This window comes from Janthinobacterium sp. KBS0711, assembly GCF_000988085.1.
Taxonomy (GTDB): domain Bacteria; phylum Pseudomonadota; class Gammaproteobacteria; order Burkholderiales; family Burkholderiaceae_D; genus Janthinobacterium; species Janthinobacterium lividum_E.
Window position 1 is genome coordinate 124,514 of sequence record NZ_LBCO01000014.1, and the last position, 18,932, is coordinate 143,445.

At 60.3% G+C, this 18,932-nt stretch carries 12 protein-coding genes and 4 tRNA genes; 5 read left to right on the plus strand and 11 right to left on the minus strand.

The features are described from left to right. Positions 1-83 precede the first annotated feature (83 nt). The 7 genes from VM94_RS09220 to VM94_RS09250 all read right to left on the minus strand — a co-directional run bounded on the left by VM94_RS09220 (position 84) and on the right by VM94_RS09250 (position 4,807). The gene (locus VM94_RS09220) at positions 84-710 is read right to left on the minus strand and encodes an ATP-binding cassette domain-containing protein (RefSeq protein ID WP_046683221.1); all 627 of its coding nucleotides are present in this window, start codon (positions 708-710) and stop codon (positions 84-86) included. Further along, positions 701-1,798: a hypothetical protein gene (locus VM94_RS09225; RefSeq protein ID WP_235432886.1), complete on the minus strand. Its 1,098-nt coding sequence runs from the start codon at positions 1,796-1,798 to the stop codon at positions 701-703. Before VM94_RS09225 ends, VM94_RS09220 begins: the two co-directional genes overlap by 10 nt. A gap of 108 nt (positions 1,799-1,906) precedes the next feature. After that, positions 1,907-1,983: transfer RNA gene (locus VM94_RS09230), tRNA-Asp, on the minus strand. Between the two features lie 57 nt (positions 1,984-2,040). Then, positions 2,041-2,116, minus strand: a tRNA-Val gene (locus VM94_RS09235). A gap of 216 nt (positions 2,117-2,332) precedes the next feature. Next, a tRNA-Asp gene (locus VM94_RS09240) sits at positions 2,333-2,409 on the minus strand. Positions 2,410-2,463: 54 nt separating this feature from the next. Further along, positions 2,464-2,539 (minus strand) — tRNA-Val (locus VM94_RS09245). Between the two features lie 99 nt (positions 2,540-2,638). Beyond that, positions 2,639-4,807: a S9 family peptidase gene (locus VM94_RS09250; protein ID WP_046683223.1), complete on the minus strand. Its 2,169-nt coding sequence runs from the start codon at positions 4,805-4,807 to the stop codon at positions 2,639-2,641. 142 nt (positions 4,808-4,949) lie between these two features. Between VM94_RS09250 and dinB the strand changes: the two genes are divergently transcribed. The 3 genes from dinB to VM94_RS09265 all read left to right on the plus strand — a co-directional run bounded on the left by dinB (position 4,950) and on the right by VM94_RS09265 (position 7,683). Further along, the gene (gene dinB / locus VM94_RS09255) at positions 4,950-6,134 is read left to right on the plus strand and encodes a DNA polymerase IV (protein ID WP_082127642.1); all 1,185 of its coding nucleotides are present in this window, start codon (positions 4,950-4,952) and stop codon (positions 6,132-6,134) included. A 118-nt stretch (positions 6,135-6,252) separates the two neighbouring features. Further along, positions 6,253-7,149 carry a recombination-associated protein RdgC gene (locus VM94_RS09260; RefSeq protein ID WP_034754435.1) on the plus strand — a complete coding sequence of 299 codons (897 nt, stop codon included), beginning with the start codon at positions 6,253-6,255 and terminating at the stop codon, positions 7,147-7,149. Between the two features lie 159 nt (positions 7,150-7,308). Further along, positions 7,309-7,683 carry a hypothetical protein gene (locus VM94_RS09265; RefSeq protein WP_046683225.1) on the plus strand — a complete coding sequence of 125 codons (375 nt, stop codon included), beginning with the start codon at positions 7,309-7,311 and terminating at the stop codon, positions 7,681-7,683. Positions 7,684-7,846: 163 nt separating this feature from the next. Here the strand turns inward: VM94_RS09265 and VM94_RS09270 are convergent, their stop codons facing one another. Together VM94_RS09270 and VM94_RS09275 are read right to left on the minus strand one after the other, a co-directional pair. Beyond that, positions 7,847-10,615: a TonB-dependent receptor plug domain-containing protein gene (locus VM94_RS09270; RefSeq protein WP_046683226.1), complete on the minus strand. Its 2,769-nt coding sequence runs from the start codon at positions 10,613-10,615 to the stop codon at positions 7,847-7,849. A gap of 521 nt (positions 10,616-11,136) precedes the next feature. Further along, entirely contained in the window at positions 11,137-11,622 is a 486-nt protein-coding gene (locus VM94_RS09275) for an asparaginase domain-containing protein (protein ID WP_034781194.1), read from the minus strand. A gap of 139 nt (positions 11,623-11,761) precedes the next feature. On the opposite strand from VM94_RS09275, the gene VM94_RS09280 reads away from it, so the two are divergent. Then, positions 11,762-12,535: a hypothetical protein gene (locus VM94_RS09280; RefSeq protein WP_046683227.1), complete on the plus strand. Its 774-nt coding sequence runs from the start codon at positions 11,762-11,764 to the stop codon at positions 12,533-12,535. Here the strand turns inward: VM94_RS09280 and VM94_RS09285 are convergent. Continuing rightward, positions 12,523-13,536, minus strand: coding sequence for a D-2-hydroxyacid dehydrogenase family protein (locus VM94_RS09285; RefSeq protein WP_046683228.1), 1,014 nt, complete (start codon positions 13,534-13,536; stop codon positions 12,523-12,525). The two genes, VM94_RS09280 and VM94_RS09285, sit on opposite strands and share 13 nt — an antisense overlap. 328 nt (positions 13,537-13,864) lie before the next feature. On the opposite strand from VM94_RS09285, the gene VM94_RS09290 reads away from it, so the two are divergent. Further along, positions 13,865-15,736, plus strand: a complete 1,872-nt coding sequence (locus VM94_RS09290; RefSeq protein WP_046683229.1) for a phosphoenolpyruvate carboxykinase (GTP) — start codon at positions 13,865-13,867, stop codon at positions 15,734-15,736. Positions 15,737-16,011: 275 nt separating this feature from the next. Here the strand turns inward: VM94_RS09290 and uvrA are convergent, their stop codons facing one another. After that, positions 16,012-18,861 carry an excinuclease ABC subunit UvrA gene (gene uvrA, locus VM94_RS09295; RefSeq protein WP_046683230.1) on the minus strand — a complete coding sequence of 950 codons (2,850 nt, stop codon included), beginning with the start codon at positions 18,859-18,861 and terminating at the stop codon, positions 16,012-16,014. Between the last annotated feature and the right edge of the window lie 71 nt (positions 18,862-18,932).

Sequence of the window (18,932 nt, forward strand, 5' to 3'; positions counted from 1 at the left end):
TTGTCGTTGTGGCTGCACCGGGATCGCCGGATTTTGCAACACGGCATCGTAAGCGTTTCTTGTCGGATCTGCAAAGGCCAATTTCACAATTGCACCGTCGCCGCCAGCGGCACGTCCGGCGCCAGGTGGCTGGTCAGCACGATGGACTGGCGCACCAGGCGGGCCGGCTCGGCCAGGCGCGCGCGCAGGTGCGCCATGGCCGCCGCGTCGAGGCCATTGAAGGGCTCGTCGATCAGCAGCAGGCGCACGGGCAAGGCCAGGGCGAGCGCCAGTTGCAGTTTTTTGTGCTGGCCCAGGGAGAGGGCGGTGATGCTCTGCTGCAATGTGGACGTCATGGCGAACGCGCTCAACTCCTCATTCAGCAGGGACGGGTCGCTACCTGGATACAGGGCCAGGTGCCGGTCGAGAAACTCGTGCACTTGCAGCCAGGGCAGGGCGGGCGTGTCGCCGCCGCAATAGAACGCCTGCGTGCGGTAGGCCAGCGGCATGCGGCCGCTGTCGACGTCATCGAGGCGGATGACGCCGCGCGCGGGCAGCAGGGCGCCGCCCGCCAGCTTCAGCAGGGTCGTTTTGCCGGCACCGTTGGCGCCGCGCAGCCAGGTGACGCCAGGGCCGAATTGCAGATTGAATCCCTGGAAGACGCTGTGCGTGGGGAAGTGAAAATCGAGGTGCTCGACGTGCAGCACGGGAGAAGACAGGTTCAATTCCATAATTCGCTTCCGATGGCGCTCAAGGCGAGGATGGACAGGACGACGAGGGCGACGCGCCCGCGCGCCGTCAGGCGGGGCAAGCCGACGATGGCCAGCAGGGCCGCGCTGGCTGTGAGGGCGTACACCCTGGTCACGCGCTGTTGCAAGGCGGCGGGATCGGTGGCGTACAGCAAGGCAGCACCTGCCAGCAGCACGGCAAACGGTGGCAGCAGGCTGGCCGCGCAGGCCAGGCGCGTCAAGCCCGCGCTGGCCAGGGGCCAGGCGTTCAGCGCCGGGCGCAGCACGGCGATCTGTTCGCGCACGGCCTTGTCGCCGCGGTCCGTCACAATGACCAGGCTGGCGCTGGCCAGCAAACCGAGCAGCGGTGCGGGCACGAGGGGTGTGCGCAGCAGCCAGGCCAGCATGCTGGCGCCAGCCGTAGCCAGCAGCAGGCTTTGCTGCAGGCCGGTCACATTCTCGTTGCGCCAGAATGGCAGCCAGAACAGCTGGCGCCACAGGAACACGCTGCGCCAGCGGGGCCGTTGCGGCACGTAGGTCGTCATCGTTGGCGGGCGCGCCCTTTGTGCCGGCCGCGGCGCGTGCAGGCGCTGCGCCACGATGAGCGTCGTCAATAGCCAGGCCAGCAGCCAGATGGCGATGGTGGCGGCGATGCCGGGCGCGGCAACCGGGCGCAGCCAGGGTGGCGACTGCGCCAGCCAGATGCTGGCCGAGACGGTATAGGCAAGCCCCAGCGGCAGCATCAGCAGGCCGGCCACGGCGATATCGGCTTGCCAGCGCAGGCGCGTCGGCAAAGGCAGCTGGCGCAGCCAGGCGGCGGTACTGGCCGGCAACAATCGCTTGCGCAGCAGCCAGGCGGGCAGGCAGGTCAGCAACGCTTGCGCGCCCAGCAGGTCAAGGGCGGCGGGCCAGGGCAGGGTGACGGCGAGAAAGCCGGGCAGGGCGATGACGCTAAGCAGGCCCAGCAAGACGGGGCCGGCCAGGAACACGAGAATTTCCATGGAACTGGCCAGGCTGGCGGCAAATTGCAGCAAAGCATGATGGGCCAGGCGCAGCCGCAGGGCAAGGTAGGGATGAGTGCTACGGGGCAAGCGCATGCGGGCAGGAGCGGAGTCGGGGTAGCGCTGATTCTAGAGCATTTGCTGTTCCATAATGGGAAAAGCCCTTCGGTTCAGAGAACCAAAGGGCTTTTCTTTTATTGGCGGAGCGGACGGGACTCGAACCCGCGACCCCCGACGTGACAGGCCGGTATTCTAACCAACTGAACTACCACTCCAAGCTCGTATGATCTGTGTTGCTGATCCATGAAGCACTGGATAATTTTCTGTATTGGTGGTGGGTGCTGAGAGGCTCGAACTCCCGACCTACGCCTTGTAAGGGCGCCGCTCTACCAACTGAGCTAAGCACCCGCATACCCAGAAAACTATCCCGACGTTTGTCACCACGTCTGGAAGAGGCACTATTATAGGGGGCGCTTTCGTGCTTGTGCAACTATTCTTGAGGGCGAACGGCAGTTTTTTTGCTGAAAAGCGCAAAAATATTCAGGGAAGGGGAGCTGACGTGTTTTTGGCTTCTGAAATGGGAAAAGCCCTTCGGTTCAGAGAACCAAAGGGCTTTTCTTTTATTGGCGGAGCGGACGGGACTCGAACCCGCGACCCCCGACGTGACAGGCCGGTATTCTAACCAACTGAACTACCACTCCAAGCTCGTATGATCTGTGTTGCTGATCCATGAAGCACTGGACAGTTTTCTGATTTGGTGGGTGCTGAGAGGCTCGAACTCCCGACCTACGCCTTGTAAGGGCGCCGCTCTACCAACTGAGCTAAGCACCCGTTGCTTGTCTCAGAAAACCATCCCGACGTTTGTCACCACGTCTGGAAGAGGCGCTATTATAGGACGGCTAAAATCCTTCTGCAAGCGCTTTTTTCACTTTACTCCGTAATACCCCACTGCGACAGCATCCACGCCATATTGAAAGCGTTCTCGGCGATGGCGTTATAGCGGCCCGAAGCGCCGCCATGGCCGGCGCCCATATTTGTTTTCAGCAGCAGCGGATTGCCGTCCGTTTTATATGCGCGCAGCTTGGCCACGTATTTCGCCGGTTCCCAGTACATGACCTGGCTGTCGTTGAGGCCCGTCGTCACCAGCATGGCCGGGTAATTCTTGCGCGCAATGTTGTCGTATGGCGAGTAGCTGAGCATGTAGTCGTAGGCTGCCTTCTGGTTCGGGTCGCCCCATTCCAGGTATTCGCCCGTCGTCAGGGGCAGGCTGGCGTCCATCATCGTGTTCATCACGTCGACAAACGGTACGGCAGCGTGCACGGCGTGGAACAGCTCGGGGCGCATGTTGACGACGGCGCCCATCAAGAGGCCGCCGGCGCTGCCGCCTTGGATGATCAGGCGGTTCGGGCTCGTCCATTTTTCGCGCACCAGGTAGTCGGCGCTGTCGATGAAGTCATTGAAGGTGTTTTTCTTCTTCATCAGCATGCCGTCTTCATGCCAGGCTTCGCCCATGTCCGTGCCGCCGCGGATATGCGCTTGCGCATAGATCACGCCCCGCTCCAGCAGGCTGATGCGGCTGATGGAAAAAGTAGCTTCCGTGGAAATGCCATACGAGCCATACGAGTACAGCAGCAGCGGCGCGGAGCCGTCGAGCTTGACGCCTTTCTTGTAGACGACCCACAGCGGCACTTGCACGCCATCGCGCGCTTTCACCCACAGGCGCTGCGTCGTGTAGCGGCTGCCGTCAAAGCCGCCGACGATTTCCTGCTGCTTGAGCACCGTGCGCTTGCCGTCTTGCATTGCCACGTCAATGACGGTGGGCGGCGTGACGGGCGACTGGTAGGACATGCGAAATTGCGTGGCAGAAAATTCCGGCGTGCCAACGGATGTCGCCAGGTAGACGGGGTCGTCGAACTGCACCGTCTTCCAGTTTTTATGCGCGAAATCGTAGATGCGCGCGCGGTTCAGGGCGCGCGCTTTTTCCATCACCACCAGGTAGCCCTGGAAGACGTCGATGGACTGGATCACGGCATCCTTGTTGTGCGGCACGACGGTCTTCCAGTTCTTCGGCTGCGGTGCGGACAGCGGCGCGCTGACGACACGGAAATTCTTCGCCTCCTTATTCGTGACGATATACAGCTGGCCGTCGCGGTGCTCGACGATGTAGCGGTGGCCTTTTTCGCGTTTCAGCACGCTCTGGAAACTGCCTTGCGGCTTGTTCGTCGGCAGCAGCAGCACTTCGCTCGTATCCGTGCTGCCCGAGGTCAGCACGAAGAACTGCTTGTCGTGCGTGCGGTCCACGTGGATGGCGAACTGTTCCACCGGTTCATGGTAGACCTGTTGCGGCGCGCCGCCCAGGGCCAGGCGGAACACGCGGTCCGAGCGCTTGGTGGTGGCGTCTTCCTGCGCCAGCATCAGGGTGGCATTGTCCGCCGCCCACGCCAGCGAGGTCACGCGCGGCATGGTGTCCGTGAGCAGCTTGCCCGTTTTCAAATCCTTGACATGCAGCTCGTACTGGCGGAAACCCGTCGTGTCGGTGGTGTAGGCCAGCAACTGTTCATTCGGGCTGATGCTGAATGCGCGCACGGCAAAGAATTTGTGGCCTTCGGCCAATTGATTCTGGTCCAGCAGGATTTCCTCTGTCGCCTGCGCATCGTAGGCGCCGCTGGCTCCCACGGGACGGCGGCAATGAATCGGATATTGCTTGCCCGCTTCCATGCGCGTGTAATAGTAGAAATTGCCCTGGCGCGCAGGCACGGACAGGTCCACTTCCTGCATGCGTCCCTTCACTTCAGCAGTCACCTTGTCGGCCAGCGGCTGGATCGGGGCCGTGACGGCGGCCGTGTAGGCGTTTTCCGCATTCAGGTAATCGATCACGGCGGGATCGGTTTTCTTTTGCAGCCAGCGGTAGTCGTCCGTGACGACCGTGCCGTGGCGCGTTTCCTGCCAGGCTGTCTTGGCGGCAATGGGTGCCGACATGGTGGCCACGGTGGTGGCGTCGGCGGCCAGCGCGGATGGCGCCAGGGTGGACAGCAGCAGGGCCGGCAGGATGGATAACCAGGCGGACCGGCGGCGCGCAGCGTGATGGGCGATAGACAAGGCGACTCCTTTTCATAGTTGTGTCAGGATTGTAATCTTGCTATTGAGAAAAGCAACCGCCGTGCTCGTGCGTTTCAACTTGCATCCATGGGCATTTCCAGCGATACTGTATATAACTACAGTATCCCGCCGCGAGGTGTCCTTGACCACATCTGCCTCCCCCCTTCCCGAGCCGCCCGCCGCCCGCCGCTGGATAGCGCACCTGGACATGGACGCCTTCTTTGCCTCCGTGGAACTGTTGAAATATCCGGAATTGCGCGGCGAAGCCGTCGTCATCGGCGGCGGGCGCTTGCAGCAGCCCGTGCTGCAGGAAGACGGCACGCGGCAGTTTGCGCGCATGCGCGACTATGTGGGGCGCGGCGTTGTCACCACGTCGACCTATGCGGCGCGCGTGTTCGGCGTGTTTTCCGCCATGGGCATCATGAAGGCGGCCAAGCTGGCGCCCGACAGCATCCTGCTGCCGGCCGACTTCGAGGCTTACCGCGACTATTCGGCCCGCTTCAAGCAGGCCGTGGCCCAGCTGTGTCCCATCATCCAGAACGTGGGCATCGATGAAATCTATGTCGACCTCACCGAATACGGCGAGCAGGCGCCGGCCATGGCGGCGCGCCTGAAGGCGGCCGTGTTCGAGGCGACGGGCCTGTCGTGCTCGATCGGCCTGGCGCCCAACAAATTACTGGCGAAAATCTGTTCCGACCTGGAAAAACCGGACGGCCTGACCATCCTGCACCCGGAAGATATTGAAACGCGCGTGTGGCCCTTGCCGGCGAAAAAGATCAATGGCATCGGCCCGAAGGCCACGGCCAAGCTGGAAGCGCTGGGCGTCAATACCATCGGCGAGCTGGCCCGGGCCGACATGGCCATGCTGCGCACGCAGTTCGGCGACCTGTACACGGGCTGGCTGCGCCAGGCGGCGCTGGGCATCGATGACCGCCCCGTGCAGACGAGCCGGGAAACCAAGTCCGTCAGCCGCGAAACGACGTTCGAGCGCGACTTGCAGGTGGTGCGCGACCGGGCCACCCTGTCGGAAAAGCTGGAAAGCCTGTGCACGCGCGTGGCGGGCGACCTCGACAAACAGTCGCTGGCGGGGCGCACGGTGGGCATCAAGCTGCGCTTCGAGGATTTCAGCACCGTCACGCGCGACATCACCTTGCCCAGCGCCACGGCGGATGCCGCCGCCATCCTGCGCGCCAGCCGCGATTGCCTGCGGCGCGTGCCATTTGACAAGAAAATCCGCCTGCTGGGCGTGCGCATCTCGACCTTGTCCGATCCTGCCATCGTGACGCGGCAGGCGCCAGCCCAGGCGGAGCTGTTTCCCGCCCTGTAGCGGCATTCCCCACGCAGCAACAACACCGCGCCAGTCCGCGCTTTTGACGGCATTCCCGTGTCGAAAGTGTAGAATGGCGTTCCCCTGGCACTACTGAAACAAACGGAAGACAAAAACTATGTGGTTCAAGAATCTTCAGATTTACCGCCTGCCCGCACCGTGGGCTTACACGCCAGAACAACTGGAAGAGGCCTTGTCCTCGAACAAATTTACGCCGGCGACCAGCATGGATCTGATGCGCCAGGGCTGGGATACGCCACGCCCGAACGGCGGCCTGGTCCACGTGGTCAACAAACAGATGCTGATCCTGCTGGGCACGGAAAAGAAACTGCTGCCAGCGACCGTCATCAACCAGGTGGCCAAGGCCCGCGCCGCCGAGATGGAAGAAGCGCAAGGCTTTGCGCCTGGCAAGAAAGCCATGAAGGAATTGAAGGAACGCGTGGCCGACGAACTGCTGCCGCGCGCCTTCAGCATCCGCAGCAACGTGTGGACGTGGATCGACCCCGTCAATGGATGGCTGGTGGTCGATGCCGCCAGCCCGGCGAAAGCCGATGAAGTCATCAAGCTGCTGTTGAAAGCCGTCGACAAACTGCCGCTGGAAAGCCTGCGCGTGCAGCGCTCGCCCGTGGCGGTGATGACGGAATGGCTGCAAGCGGACGATGCGCCTGCCGGCTTCACGGTCGACATGGATACGGAATTGCGCGCCACGGGCGAGAGCAAGGCCACCGTGCGCTACGTGCGCCACACCCTGGAAGCGGACGACGTGCGCCGCCACATCGCGGCCGGCAAGCAATGTACGCGCCTGGCCATGACGTGGAACGACAAGATCTCGTTCGTGCTGACAGAGTCGCTGGCCATCAAGAGCGTCAAGCCGCTGGACGTGATCAAGGAAACGGAATCGAGCACGAAGAACGACGAAGAACGTTTCGACGGCGACGTGATGCTGATGACGGGCGAGCTCTCCAAGCTGATGGCCGACGTGGTCGAAGCATTGGGCGGCGAAGCGACGGCGTAAGCACAAGCAATTTTGCGTGATAGACGGCCCGCTGGCATTGCCCAGCGGGCCGTTTTGCATTGGGAAATTGCTGGCGCCAGTGCGCGGAAATTTTCCATATGGAAATAATATTTCCATGGTATCGTTGCTATCATGGCATTAATTATTTCTACATAACCCATGCACAAGTATTTCCAGCACTGTTGCGCCGCCTTTATCCTCGGGACCACGCAGCTGGCCGCCGCCCAGGCGCAAATCTCCGATGCCACCCTGCGCCAGCTGAGCGCTTGCGATGCCTCTTTTTTCCGCAGCCTGCATCAGGACGACGCGGCCCTGGCGGGCAGCGTGCCGCTGGCCACGCGCGGTGATGCCAGCTGGATCAAGGTACCCAACCGCAATCAGGCCCAGGCCGGCAGCATCCAGTTTGCCACTCACTTGCGCGCTGGCGGCTTGACTTTGCTTGGCTACACCGATGAAGTGTCGGATCTGGGCAGCCTGGGACGCTATTACCACGCAGGAAACTGCGTACGTGGTCGAGAGTGCTTTACTGCATGATCTGGGCGTCGCCGTGCAATTGCGTACGGTATCGAAAGATTAGGGCGAGAGTCACTACCGTTATCTGGATATCAAGGTGACGCAATAGCTGTGCGACAAGAAAAAAACGCCTTGCACGGTGCGTGCAAGGCGCTTTCGAGACCCGCTAGTTCACGTTCTTATATTAGAACTTGTACGAGCCGGTGATGTAGAACGTGCGCAGCATCGGATCGGCGTAACGCGGATCGAAGCCAACCTGATGGCCCGACGAGGCACGCAGCGACAGCGGTGGATTGCGGTCGAACAGGTTCTTGATACCGGCACGGATCGACGTTTTGTTGTTGATCGCGTAGCGGCCTTGCCAATCGAAGGTGATGTGCGACGGCACGTCCAGGCGGAGCTTTTCCATGCCTTTGGTGTCGACGTTATACACCTCGGTCAGGGCATCGGTGTAGCCATTGCGGTAGTTCACCACCATCGTGTTGCTCAGCTTGCCGGTGTCCAGGGTGGCGGTCAGCTTGATCAGGTCGCGGAACGTCACGGCCTGGTTGATGCCGTAGATGTTCAGGCTGCTGGTCCAGTCATTACGCGTGCCTGGGACGGTGTAGTCTGCCTTGAGCATGTGGGTGCCGTTCAGGTTCACGGTCAGGTTGCCGAAGTCCAGCTTCTTGCGCGCCGTCATGTCCCAGTCGATACCACGGTTATGCATCTGGCCAATATTGACTGCCAACGATTTGAATGCATAGAACGCTTTTGGGCTGTCCACAGGCGTGATGAGGGTGAAGTAATCCTTGTATTTTTCCGGATCCGAGAAGGCCAGCGATTCGGCCACCGACGATACGGCATCAAAGATCTTCACATCCCACAGGTCGGCGCCGAACGAGAAGCTCGAGTTAGGCTCAACGCGGAAACCGGCCGTGAATTGCTTCGACGTTTCAGATTTCAGGTCAGGGTTGCCGCCAGTCATGCGGTTGTATTGCTTCTTGCTATCCTGGCAGCCTGCGGTACCTGGGAACGGGCAGTCATACGCGCTGGCCGTGAAGCCGGCGGTGTCCAGTTTCTGTCCCAGATCCAGCATGCTTGGCGCCTTGAAACCCGTGCCATAGGAGCCGCGGATCAGCAAGGACTGCACTGGTTGCCAGCGTGCCGACACCTTGTAGGTCGATGCGCTTTCGCTCTTGCCGGAGGTGGTATGGGTCAAGCCATTGTCGACTGCCGATACATTGTCCAGGCGTGCGCCGATGGTCACTTCCACGGTCTTGGTGACGGGCGCCAGCAATTCGGCGAAGACGCCGTACGTCTTGCGGCTCAGGTCATATGCCTTCTTGGTCTCGAAGCCATAGATGGTGTCCTTGTTGGCGCCGGTACTTGGCGATTGCTCATAGCTGTACTCGCGATAGTCGCCGCCGATACCGATGTTGGCCATGCCGCCTGGCAAGCTGAACACTTCACGCGAACCGTGCGCATCGACACCGCGCAAGGTGGTCGACGCGGTACGCACGGAACCGTTGAATTGCGAGTCGTTGATCAGTTGTTGCACTGCAGCCGTTTGCTGGCCTGGCAGGGCGAAGGGATCGAAATCTTTATTGTTGAGCAAAGACGTGAAATCGCCGCGTTTGGCATAACCGCCAACGTAGCGCTCGTTGATCGAATTTTTCGACCAGGTCAGGCCACTGCCGTAGTTCCAGCCGGCAAACTCGCCTTCGACGCCCAGCACCAGGTGCTTGGTGTCGGTAATTGTCTGGCTGGCACGCGGCCCCCAGTCGACGAGGCGATAGTTGGCGATGACCGACGACAGGTTGTTTTCCTGATTCGTCGTCAGGCCAGGCTGGATGTGCTCTACGTAGCTAGGCAACATCGTGACCTTGCCGCTTTTTGCATCGCGGTTGAACACGGTCACAGGGACCGGGTTGGCGGCGATACGGGCCGTCAGGTCATAGTGCGACAAGGCGACTTCGGCAAATGCCGTCATGTCGTCCGAGACCTTGTAGGTGGCGCGGGTAAACAGGCTGTCGCGCTTCGATTGCGGCACGATTTCCACCATGGATGCACCATCGAAACCGCATGCATTGGTATTCGTCGGCGTGACATAGTTTTGCGGCGCGCAATCGCCGTTGGCCTTCAGGTACGGATTGTAGGTATAGCCCTTGTCGGCCTTGGTGTCGACGAAGGACAGCGAGGCATTCGCGGGAGCTGCCGACGAGCTCGTATTGTTGTAGATGTAGTTTTTACCGTTGCGGCTGAATGGAATGAAGCCGCTGCGGGCGAAGGAACGATCGGTCGCGCGCACTTTTTCTTGTTCGTCGTGACGATAGCTGACCAGCACGTTGTAGCGGTCTTCGTCCAGGTCACCGAAACCGTAGGTGATGTTGGTATTCCAGCTATTGCCGCCGCCGCTGTGTTCTGGCGCGGTGTAGGTCGCTTCGGCGGTGCCGCCTTGCAGGTTCTTTTTCAGAATGAAGTTGATCACGCCGGCGATGGCGTCCGAACCGTACAGGGCCGAAGCGCCGTCGGTCAGGATTTCGACACGTTCAACCGCGCTCATCGGAATGGCGTTCAGGTTGACCGTATTGTCGGCGCCTTGCGGCGCAATGCGGCGGCCGTTCAGCAGGACCAGGGTATAGCTTTCGCCGATGTCATGGATCGAGGCGCTGGTGCGGCCACCTGAGTCCGAGCCGGCTGCCGTGGCGCCGATCTGGAAACCTTGCATGGCTGGCAAATTTTGTACCAGGTCGGCAATCGTGGTGGCGCCGGTCTTGGCGATCGCTTCTTGCGACAGGCGCTGCACAGGCAGGGCGCCTTCGACAGCGATACGCTTGATGCTCGAACCGGTAATTTCAACTTTTTGAATTGCTTCGTCCGCCATGGATTGGCCGGAGAACAAAACGCTGCCTGCCAGGACGGTCAGGGCCAGGCGTACGCTGCGTACGCCGATTTTTTCTTTAAATGCCATTGTAACAATTACTCCGTAGTAGTTTTAATAACGACAAGCAGTACACGAGCACCGCTCAGGTCATCGGATAGATGGCCTGCGGAGGCGTGTACGGTAGGCGTAACCACATCGGTGGGAGGTGGAAGACTACTTGGTGCAATATTGTTGTAAATGCACTTTTTTGCTTGTCGAGGCAAACATTATGTCTTCTCAGCAAGAAAAAATGCATATAAACCGTGTCACATTTGGCAGTAAATAAGAAATACTGAAGAATATTTTATATAAATGTTAAATGTGAAGTTTATATTTATAAATATCGTTGTTTTAAAAAATGATCAATGGTGTTTTTATGCAACATTAAATTATTGTATTGGCAATTTGATGTTCTACCTACAATAATTTGATGAAAACCAAGAAATCGCAGAATTTATGCCATGTGAAAAAACGTAAAAAAGCCCGCTAAAAGCGGGCTGGTCGAATTGTGACAGAGTGTCAGTCAGGCCGTGTGCCGGTCTGCTTTTGCGCCCTGTCCCGCCATCGGCTTACAAGGGCTGGAATACGCCGGCGGCGCGGTTCTTTTGCACATTGTCCCAGGCGAAGATCTGGCCATTCATGGCCACGTACACGCCGGCTGGCAAGGTTTGCGCCACGCCGCAGGCAAAGCCGAGGTTGAACAGGGCATCGGAATTGTCGATTTCGTAGGGAATCATGGCACCCGTCAAAATCACCGTTTGCTGCAGGTTCGCCGCGCCCAGCACTTGCGCCGTTTCGCGCATGGTGTCGGTGCCGTGGATGATGACGATGGCTTTCTCCTGCGCCGCGCGGCACGAGGCCAGCACGCGCTGGCGGTCCGCATCCTGCATGTCGAGCGAGTCCAGCAGTGGCAATTGCTCCAGCGCCACGGGCGCCGTCATGCGCGCGCGGGCAATCGCTGCCGGCAAATGACTGTCGGAAAAGCCCAGAGTACCGTTCAATTCGTTGTAGTGCTTGTCGAAAGTGCCGCCGGTGGCGAGTATGCGCAAAGTCATGATGTGGTCACGATGTCAGTGGAGAATGACGCGCATGATATCGTGGATTGGCGCTCTTGCGTGAATGGCGCCGCATCTGGAAAATTTGGCCATCTGTGAGTACACTGGTTTCTTTGTTTGCCTGCCACCCCGACTCCGTATGAAAGCGCTCGCTCCCGGTACCGTCATTTTTCACCGCCACCGCGGTTACGGGGTGATCACGTCCGTCAATCTGCTGACGGGCTGGATCGCCGCCCGTTTCGGCAGCGAAGCGCGCACCCTGGATCTGAACCTGTCGACCGACGACGTGCAATTCGCCGATGGCGAAGCGATCCTGTTTCGCCGCGCGCCGCCGGACCGCATGCCGCACGCGCGCCTGATGGCCATGGTGCGCGAGTTGCACCAGGCCGGCTATCAAAAACTGTATCTGTATTCCTGGCCCAAGCCGTCCGGCCTGCACTGGCGCTGGCATTTGTTTACAGGGCCGCGCGACTGGATGCCGCGGCCCTGGCGCGAAGGCTGGTACGGCTCGGGCGCCGATTACAACGTCAACCCCGTGATGGGCTGGGGTGATTCCCCTGGCGCCTCCACTGGCGAGCTGATCGATGCCCTGGCCCGTTTCGACCCGCAGGGGCTGGCACAGGCGCTGGGGCGCGACGACGACCATACCGAGTGGTTTGGCCGCGTCTGCGACGCCTTATTGCCCAACTATATGTACAGCCTGGACATGCAGCGCGCGGCAGGCGAGCCCTTGCAAGACATGCCGCCCGTGCCGGTGGTGGCGGTGCGGGCCGGCGTGGCGCCGTATGCGGGACCGCAGATCGCCTGGCCGCCCGGCTGGGCCGGCCTGTGGCGCGGCCGGCACGAACTGCCGGCGCCCGCCATCCGCATCACGGGCGAGCCGGACTTGCTGAAGGGTTTTCAGCGTTCCTGAGGGCTTTGCCGCGCGTGCTGCAACGCTTCGGGATTGAGCAGGCGCGTGCATTGATTCTGCGTAAAATCGACGATGTTTTGCAAGGCGTAGCGGAAATACAGCTCATAGCTGTCACGCTCGACGTAGCCCAGGTGTGGCGTGGCCAGCACGTTCGGCAGCAGCAGCAATGGCGAGCCTGGCGGCAAGGGTTCATCCGTAAACACGTCCAGCGCGGCGGCGCCCGGGCGTCCCAGCGGCAGTGCCGCTTCCAGCGCCCCTTCAGCGACCAGTTCGGCGCGGCTGGTGTTGACGAACAGGGAAGTCGGTTTCATGCGCGCCAGGTCTTCGCTAGTTACCAGGCCGCGCGTCTTGTCGGACAAGCGCAGGTGCAAGCTCAGCACATCGGCTTGCTCGAAGAAGGCTTCACGCGACTCTGCCGCCGTATCGCCGGCCGCCACGGCCGCCGCGCGGCTCGCTTCGCTGCCCCACACGAGGATGGTCATGCCGAAGGCGCGGCCATAGCCGGCGATCAATTGCCCGATCTTACCGTAGCCCCAGATCGCCAGGGTGCGCCCTTTCAATACCGTACCGAGCGTATTGCGCGTTGGCTCCAGCGACGACATCTGCCATAGCCCCTCCTGCAAATGTTGTGCGTACGGCACGATCTTGCGCTGCGCCGCCATGATCAGCGCCCACGTCAGTTCGGCTGGCGCCGTGGGCGAGCCGATGCCTTCCGCGATGGCAATGCCCAGCTCGGTGGCGGCCGCCACATTGATGTGGCCGCTGACCTTGCCGGTTTGCGAAATCAGTTTCAGATTCGGCAGTTTCGACAGCAAGGCCCGGTTGAAACTGCTGCGTTCTCGGATCAGCACCAGCGCGTCGAACGGCGCCAGGCGGATCGCCAGCTGGCCCAGGCCCCGCGCCGTATTGCTGAACACTTTGACCTCGTGGCCGTCGAGCAATTGGAAGCAATCAAGGCCGCGCACGGCATCCTGGTAATCATCGAGTATGGCAATTTTCATGGTGGATGGCCGATTTTAGTGAGGATTTGGTAGGGAAATAACAGGATACGGGAAATGCTGAATAGCCTACTACATTAGTCAAGCTATTCTCCTACATTTTTGCGAGAATAGCTGTTTGGCGGGTGTACAATCGCCGGCACTTTTGAAGCTTCCTGATTATAGTGATAGCGCAAACTGTTCCTGTAGCCTGGGTGCATGATCCAGGTAAACGACACCAGAGCCCTGCCCGCGTGAACACGCCGCCGGCAGTGAGCCGCAGCCACCTCTCAACGATGCTGCCTGTCTTGCCGGAACGACCAGAATTTCTTTTATTGGTATTGGAGGTAATATGAATCAGCCCGTCATGGGTGGCGTCGCCGCACTCAACGTCCCAGCTTATATTAAACAACAGAAACTGATCAACTGGGTGGCCGACATTGCCGCGCTCACCAAGCCAGACCGTATTTACTGGTGCGATGGTTCGCAAGAAGAGTACGAGCGCCTGTGCGCCGAAATGGTTGCCAGCGGCACCATGAAAAAACTCAATGCGGAAAAGCGCCCGAATTCTTACCTGGCCTGCTCCGATCCGAGCGACGTGGCCCGCGTCGAAGACCGCACGTATATCTGCTCGGCAACGAAAGAAGCGGCCGGCCCGACGAATAACTGGACCGAACCTGGCGAAATGCGCCACACCCTGAACGGCCTGTTCGATGGTTGCATGCGCGGTCGCACCATGTATGTCGTGCCATTCTCGATGGGCCCGCTGGGCTCGCCGATCGCGCACATTGGTGTGGAACTGTCCGATTCGCCCTATGTCGCCGTCAACATGAAGATCATGACCCGCATGGGCCGTGCCGTGTACGACGTGCTGGGCACCGATGGCGAGTTCGTGCCGTGCGTGCACAGCGTGGGCGCACCGCTGGCCGCCGGCCAGGCCGACGTGAAATGGCCGTGCAACAGCACCAAGTACATCGTGCATTTCCCGGAAACGCGCGAAATCTGGTCTTTCGGTTCCGGTTACGGCGGCAACGCCTTGCTGGGCAAGAAATGTTTCGCCCTGCGCATCGCCTCGAACATGGGCTACCAGGAAGCGCAAGCATCCGACAACAACCCGGGCTGGCTGGCCGAGCACATGCTGATCCTGGGCGTGGAATCGCCGGAAGGCAAGAAGCATTATGTCGCGGCAGCGTTCCCATCGGCCTGTGGCAAGACCAACTTCGCCATGCTGATCCCGCCGGCAAGTTTTAACGGCTGGAAAGTGACCACCATCGGCGACGATATCGCCTGGATCAAGCCGGGTGCCGATGGCCGTTTGTACGCCATCAACCCGGAAGCGGGCTACTTCGGCGTGGCGCCGGGCACGAACGAAAAAACCAATTACAACTGCATGGCGTCCATGCGCGACAACACGATTTTCACCAACGTGGCGCTGACGGACGACGGCGATGTCTGGTGGGAAGGTTTGACGAAAGAAGCGCCAAACCATCTGATCGACTGGCAGGGCAAGGACTGGACGCCGGCGTCCGGTACCAAGGCGGCGCACCCGAACGCGCGCTTCACGGTTGCGGCAACGCAAAACCCCGTGATCGACTCGGCCTGGGACGATCCGGCCGGTGTGCCGATCTCTGCCTTCATCTTCGGCGGCCGCCGCTCGACCACCGTGCCGCTGGTCACCGAAGCGCGCAACTGGGTCGAAGGCGTCTACATGGCCGCCACCATGGGCTCGGAAACGACGGCCGCGGCCGTGGGCCAGATGGGCGTCGTGCGCCGCGATCCATTTGCCATGTTGCCGTTTATCGGCTATAACATGAGCGATTACTTCCAGCACTGGCTTGACATGGGCGTCAAGGTGGGCAAGGTCAATCCGGCTGCCCTGCCGAAGATCTACTGCGTCAACTGGTTCCGTACGGACGAGGCTGGCAAGTTCGTCTGGCCTGGCTTTGGCGACAACATGCGCGTGCTGAAATGGATGCTGGAGCGTATCGAAGGCAAGTCCAGCGGCGTGGAAAACCTGTTCGGCACGACGCCGCAGTATGGCGACCTGAACTGGGACGGCTTGCCATTCACACAGCAACAGTTCGACACCATCACCTCGATCGACAAGGCCGCGTGGGTGGAAGAATTGAAATTGCATACGGAGTTGTTTGAAAAACTCGCGTATCATCTGCCGCAAGAATTGGCAGATCACAAGGCTGCGCTGGAAAAGCGGCTGAGTGCGTAACTAAGTTAGCGTAAAGCGGCATCTGACAAGCGTAGCGAGCGGCAGTGATTTGTGGCTAAGAAGCGCAACCGTGCTGAAGCACGGTGAGCATCGCAGGCCGCAAAGCGCGCTGCGCAGTAGCTTGTCAGGTGTTGAGAGTTGTAGTGGGGGAGAAACACGCCGGCAAAGACTGGCGTGCGATAAATGACACGCCGGCAATGACTGGGGTGCTATCAAAAAGAGAAACGGCGCGGATTGCATGAGCAATCCGCGCCGTTTTTTATTGCGCTGCGTCCTTATTGCTTCAGCAGCGGCCCCAGGTATTTACCCGTCACGCTGGCCGGATTCAGCGCCACGTCTTCCGGCGTGCCCGTGGCGATGATCTGGCCGCCGCCGGCCCCGCCTTCCGGACCCAGGTCGACGATCCAGTCGGCCGTCTTGATGACGTCGAGGTTGTGCTCGATGATCACCAAAGTGTTGCCCTGGTCGCGCAGGCGGTGGATGACTTTCAGCAGCAAGTCGATGTCGTGGAAGTGCAAGCCCGTCGTCGGTTCATCGAGGATGTACAGGGTGCGGCCAGTGTCGCGCTTGGACAGTTCCAGCGACAATTTCACGCGCTGTGCCTCGCCGCCGGACAGCGTGGTGGCGCTCTGGCCCAGCTTGATGTAGCCGAGGCCCACGTCGAGCAGGGTTTGCAGCTTGCGCGCGATCAAGGGGACGGGTTTGAAGAATTCATGCGCTTCCTCCACCGTCATGCCCAGCACTTCCGTGATGTTCTTGCCCTTGTATTGCACTTCCAGGGTTTCGCGGTTGTAGCGCTTGCCGTGGCACACATCGCACGGGACGTAGACGTCGGGCAAGAAATGCATTTCGACCTTGATCACGCCATCGCCCTGGCACGCTTCGCAGCGTCCGCCCTTCACGTTGAACGAGAAGCGGCCAGCGCTGTAGCCGCGTTCCTTGGCCGTCGGCACGGTGGAGAACAAGTCGCGGATCGGCGTAAACAAGCCCGTGTACGTGGCGGGATTCGAGCGCGGCGTGCGGCCGATCGGCGCCTGGTCGACGGAAATGACCTTGTCGAAGTGTTCCAGACCGCTGATCGACTCGTGCGGCGCCGGTTCCGTCTGCGAACCATACAAATGGCGCGACAAGGCCGGATACAAGGTATCGTTGACGAGCGACGACTTGCCCGAACCGGACACGCCCGTCACGCACGTCATCAAGCCCACCGGCAAGCTCAGCGATACCTTTTTCAGGTTGTTGCCCGTCGCGCCAGTAATGACCAGCTGCTTTTCCGGATTGCTGGCGTGGCGCTTGGCTGGCACGGCAATTTTCAGCTTGCCGTTCAGGTATTGCGCCGTCAGCGATTTCTTGTTCTTGAGAATGTCGGGCAGGGTGCCTTCGGCGATGATCTCGCCGCCGTGCACGCCCGCGCCGATACCCATGTCGACGATGTAGTCGGCCGTGCGGATGGCGTCCTCGTCATGCTCGACCACCAGCACGCTGTTGCCGATGTCGCGCAAGTGTTTCAAGGTTTCGATCAGTCGGTCATTATCGCGCTGGTGCAAGCCGATCGACGGTTCATCGAGCACATACATGACGCCCGTCAAACCGGAGCCGATTTGCGACGCCAGGCGGATGCGTTGTGCTTCGCCGCCGGAGAGCGTGTCGGCGCTGCGGTCCAGCGACAGGTAGTCGAGGCCCACATTGTTGAGGAATTTCAGGCGTGAAATGATTTCCTTGACCACGCGGTCGGCGATCTCTTTCTTGGCGCCCGTCAGTTTCAGTTTTTCAAAGAATTCCAGGGTCTCGCGCAACGGTTTTCCCGCTACTTCATAAATGGCCCTTTGCTGTTTGCCCGTGCCGACCTTGACGAAGCGCGCTTCCACGCGCAGGCGTGCGCCATCGCATGAGGGGCAGCATTTTTCATTGATGAACTTGGCCAGTTCTTCCTTGACGGCCATCGAATCCGTCTCGCGGTAGCGGCGTTGCAGATTGTTGACCACGCCTTCGAACGTGTGTTCCTTGATGACGGTGCGGCCCCGTTCGTTGACATAGGTAAATGGAATCACTTGCTTGCCGGAACCGTACAACACGGCTTGCTGTGAATTCAAGTCCAGCTGCTCGAACGGCATGTCCAAGTCGAACTCGTAATACGCGGCCAAGTTCGACAGCATCTGGAAGTAAAACTGGTTGCGGCGGTCCCAGCCCTTGACGGCGCCCGAGGCAAGCGACAGGTTCGGGAACGCGACGATGCGTTTCGGGTCAAAGAACTCAATGTGTCCCAGGCCGTCGCATTCCGGGCAGGCGCCCATCGGGTTGTTGAACGAGAACAGACGCGGTTCCAGTTCCTGCAGGGAATAGCCACACACATTGCAGGCGAACTTGTTGGAGTACACGTGCTCCTGGGCCGTATCCATTTCGTAGGCAATGGCGCGGCCATCGGCCAGGCGCAGTGCCGTCTCGAAACTTTCCGCCAGGCGCTGCTTGATCTCCTGGTTCACCTTGACCCGGTCGATGACGACGTCGATCGTGTGTTTTTCCGTTTTCTTCAATTTCGGGAGGTCATCGACTTCATAGATCTTGGCCGCATGCGTGCCGCTCTGCACACGAAAGCGCACGAAGCCCTGCGCCTGCATCTGCTCGAACAGGTCCACGTGTTCGCCCTTGCGGTTGGCGACGACGGGCGCCAGTATCATCAGCTTGGTGTCTTCCGGCATGGCCAGCACGGCATCGACCATTTGCGACACGGATTGGGCGGCCAGCGCGTTTTCCGGATGGTCGGGGCAGTACGGCGTGCCCACGCGCGCATATAGCAGGCGCAGATAATCGTGGATTTCCGTCACGGTGCCGACCGTCGAGCGCGGATTGTGCGACGTTGCCTTCTGTTCGATGGAGATGGCCGGCGATAAGCCTTCGATCAGGTCGACGTCGGGCTTTTCCATCAGTTGCAGGAATTGGCGTGCGTAGGCCGACAGCGACTCGACGTAGCGGCGCTGGCCTTCCGCGTACAAGGTGTCGAAGGCCAGCGACGACTTGCCGGAGCCGGACAAGCCGGTAATCACGATCAGCTTATTGCGCGGCAAATCGAGATTGATATTCTTGAGGTTATGCGTGCGAGCGCCGCGAATGCGGATCTGTTCCATGTGATTGCCTTGCTTTCAGTGAGTGGTGCGGCCGGCGCATTGTGCCTGGGTGCAGATGAGGAGCCACAACG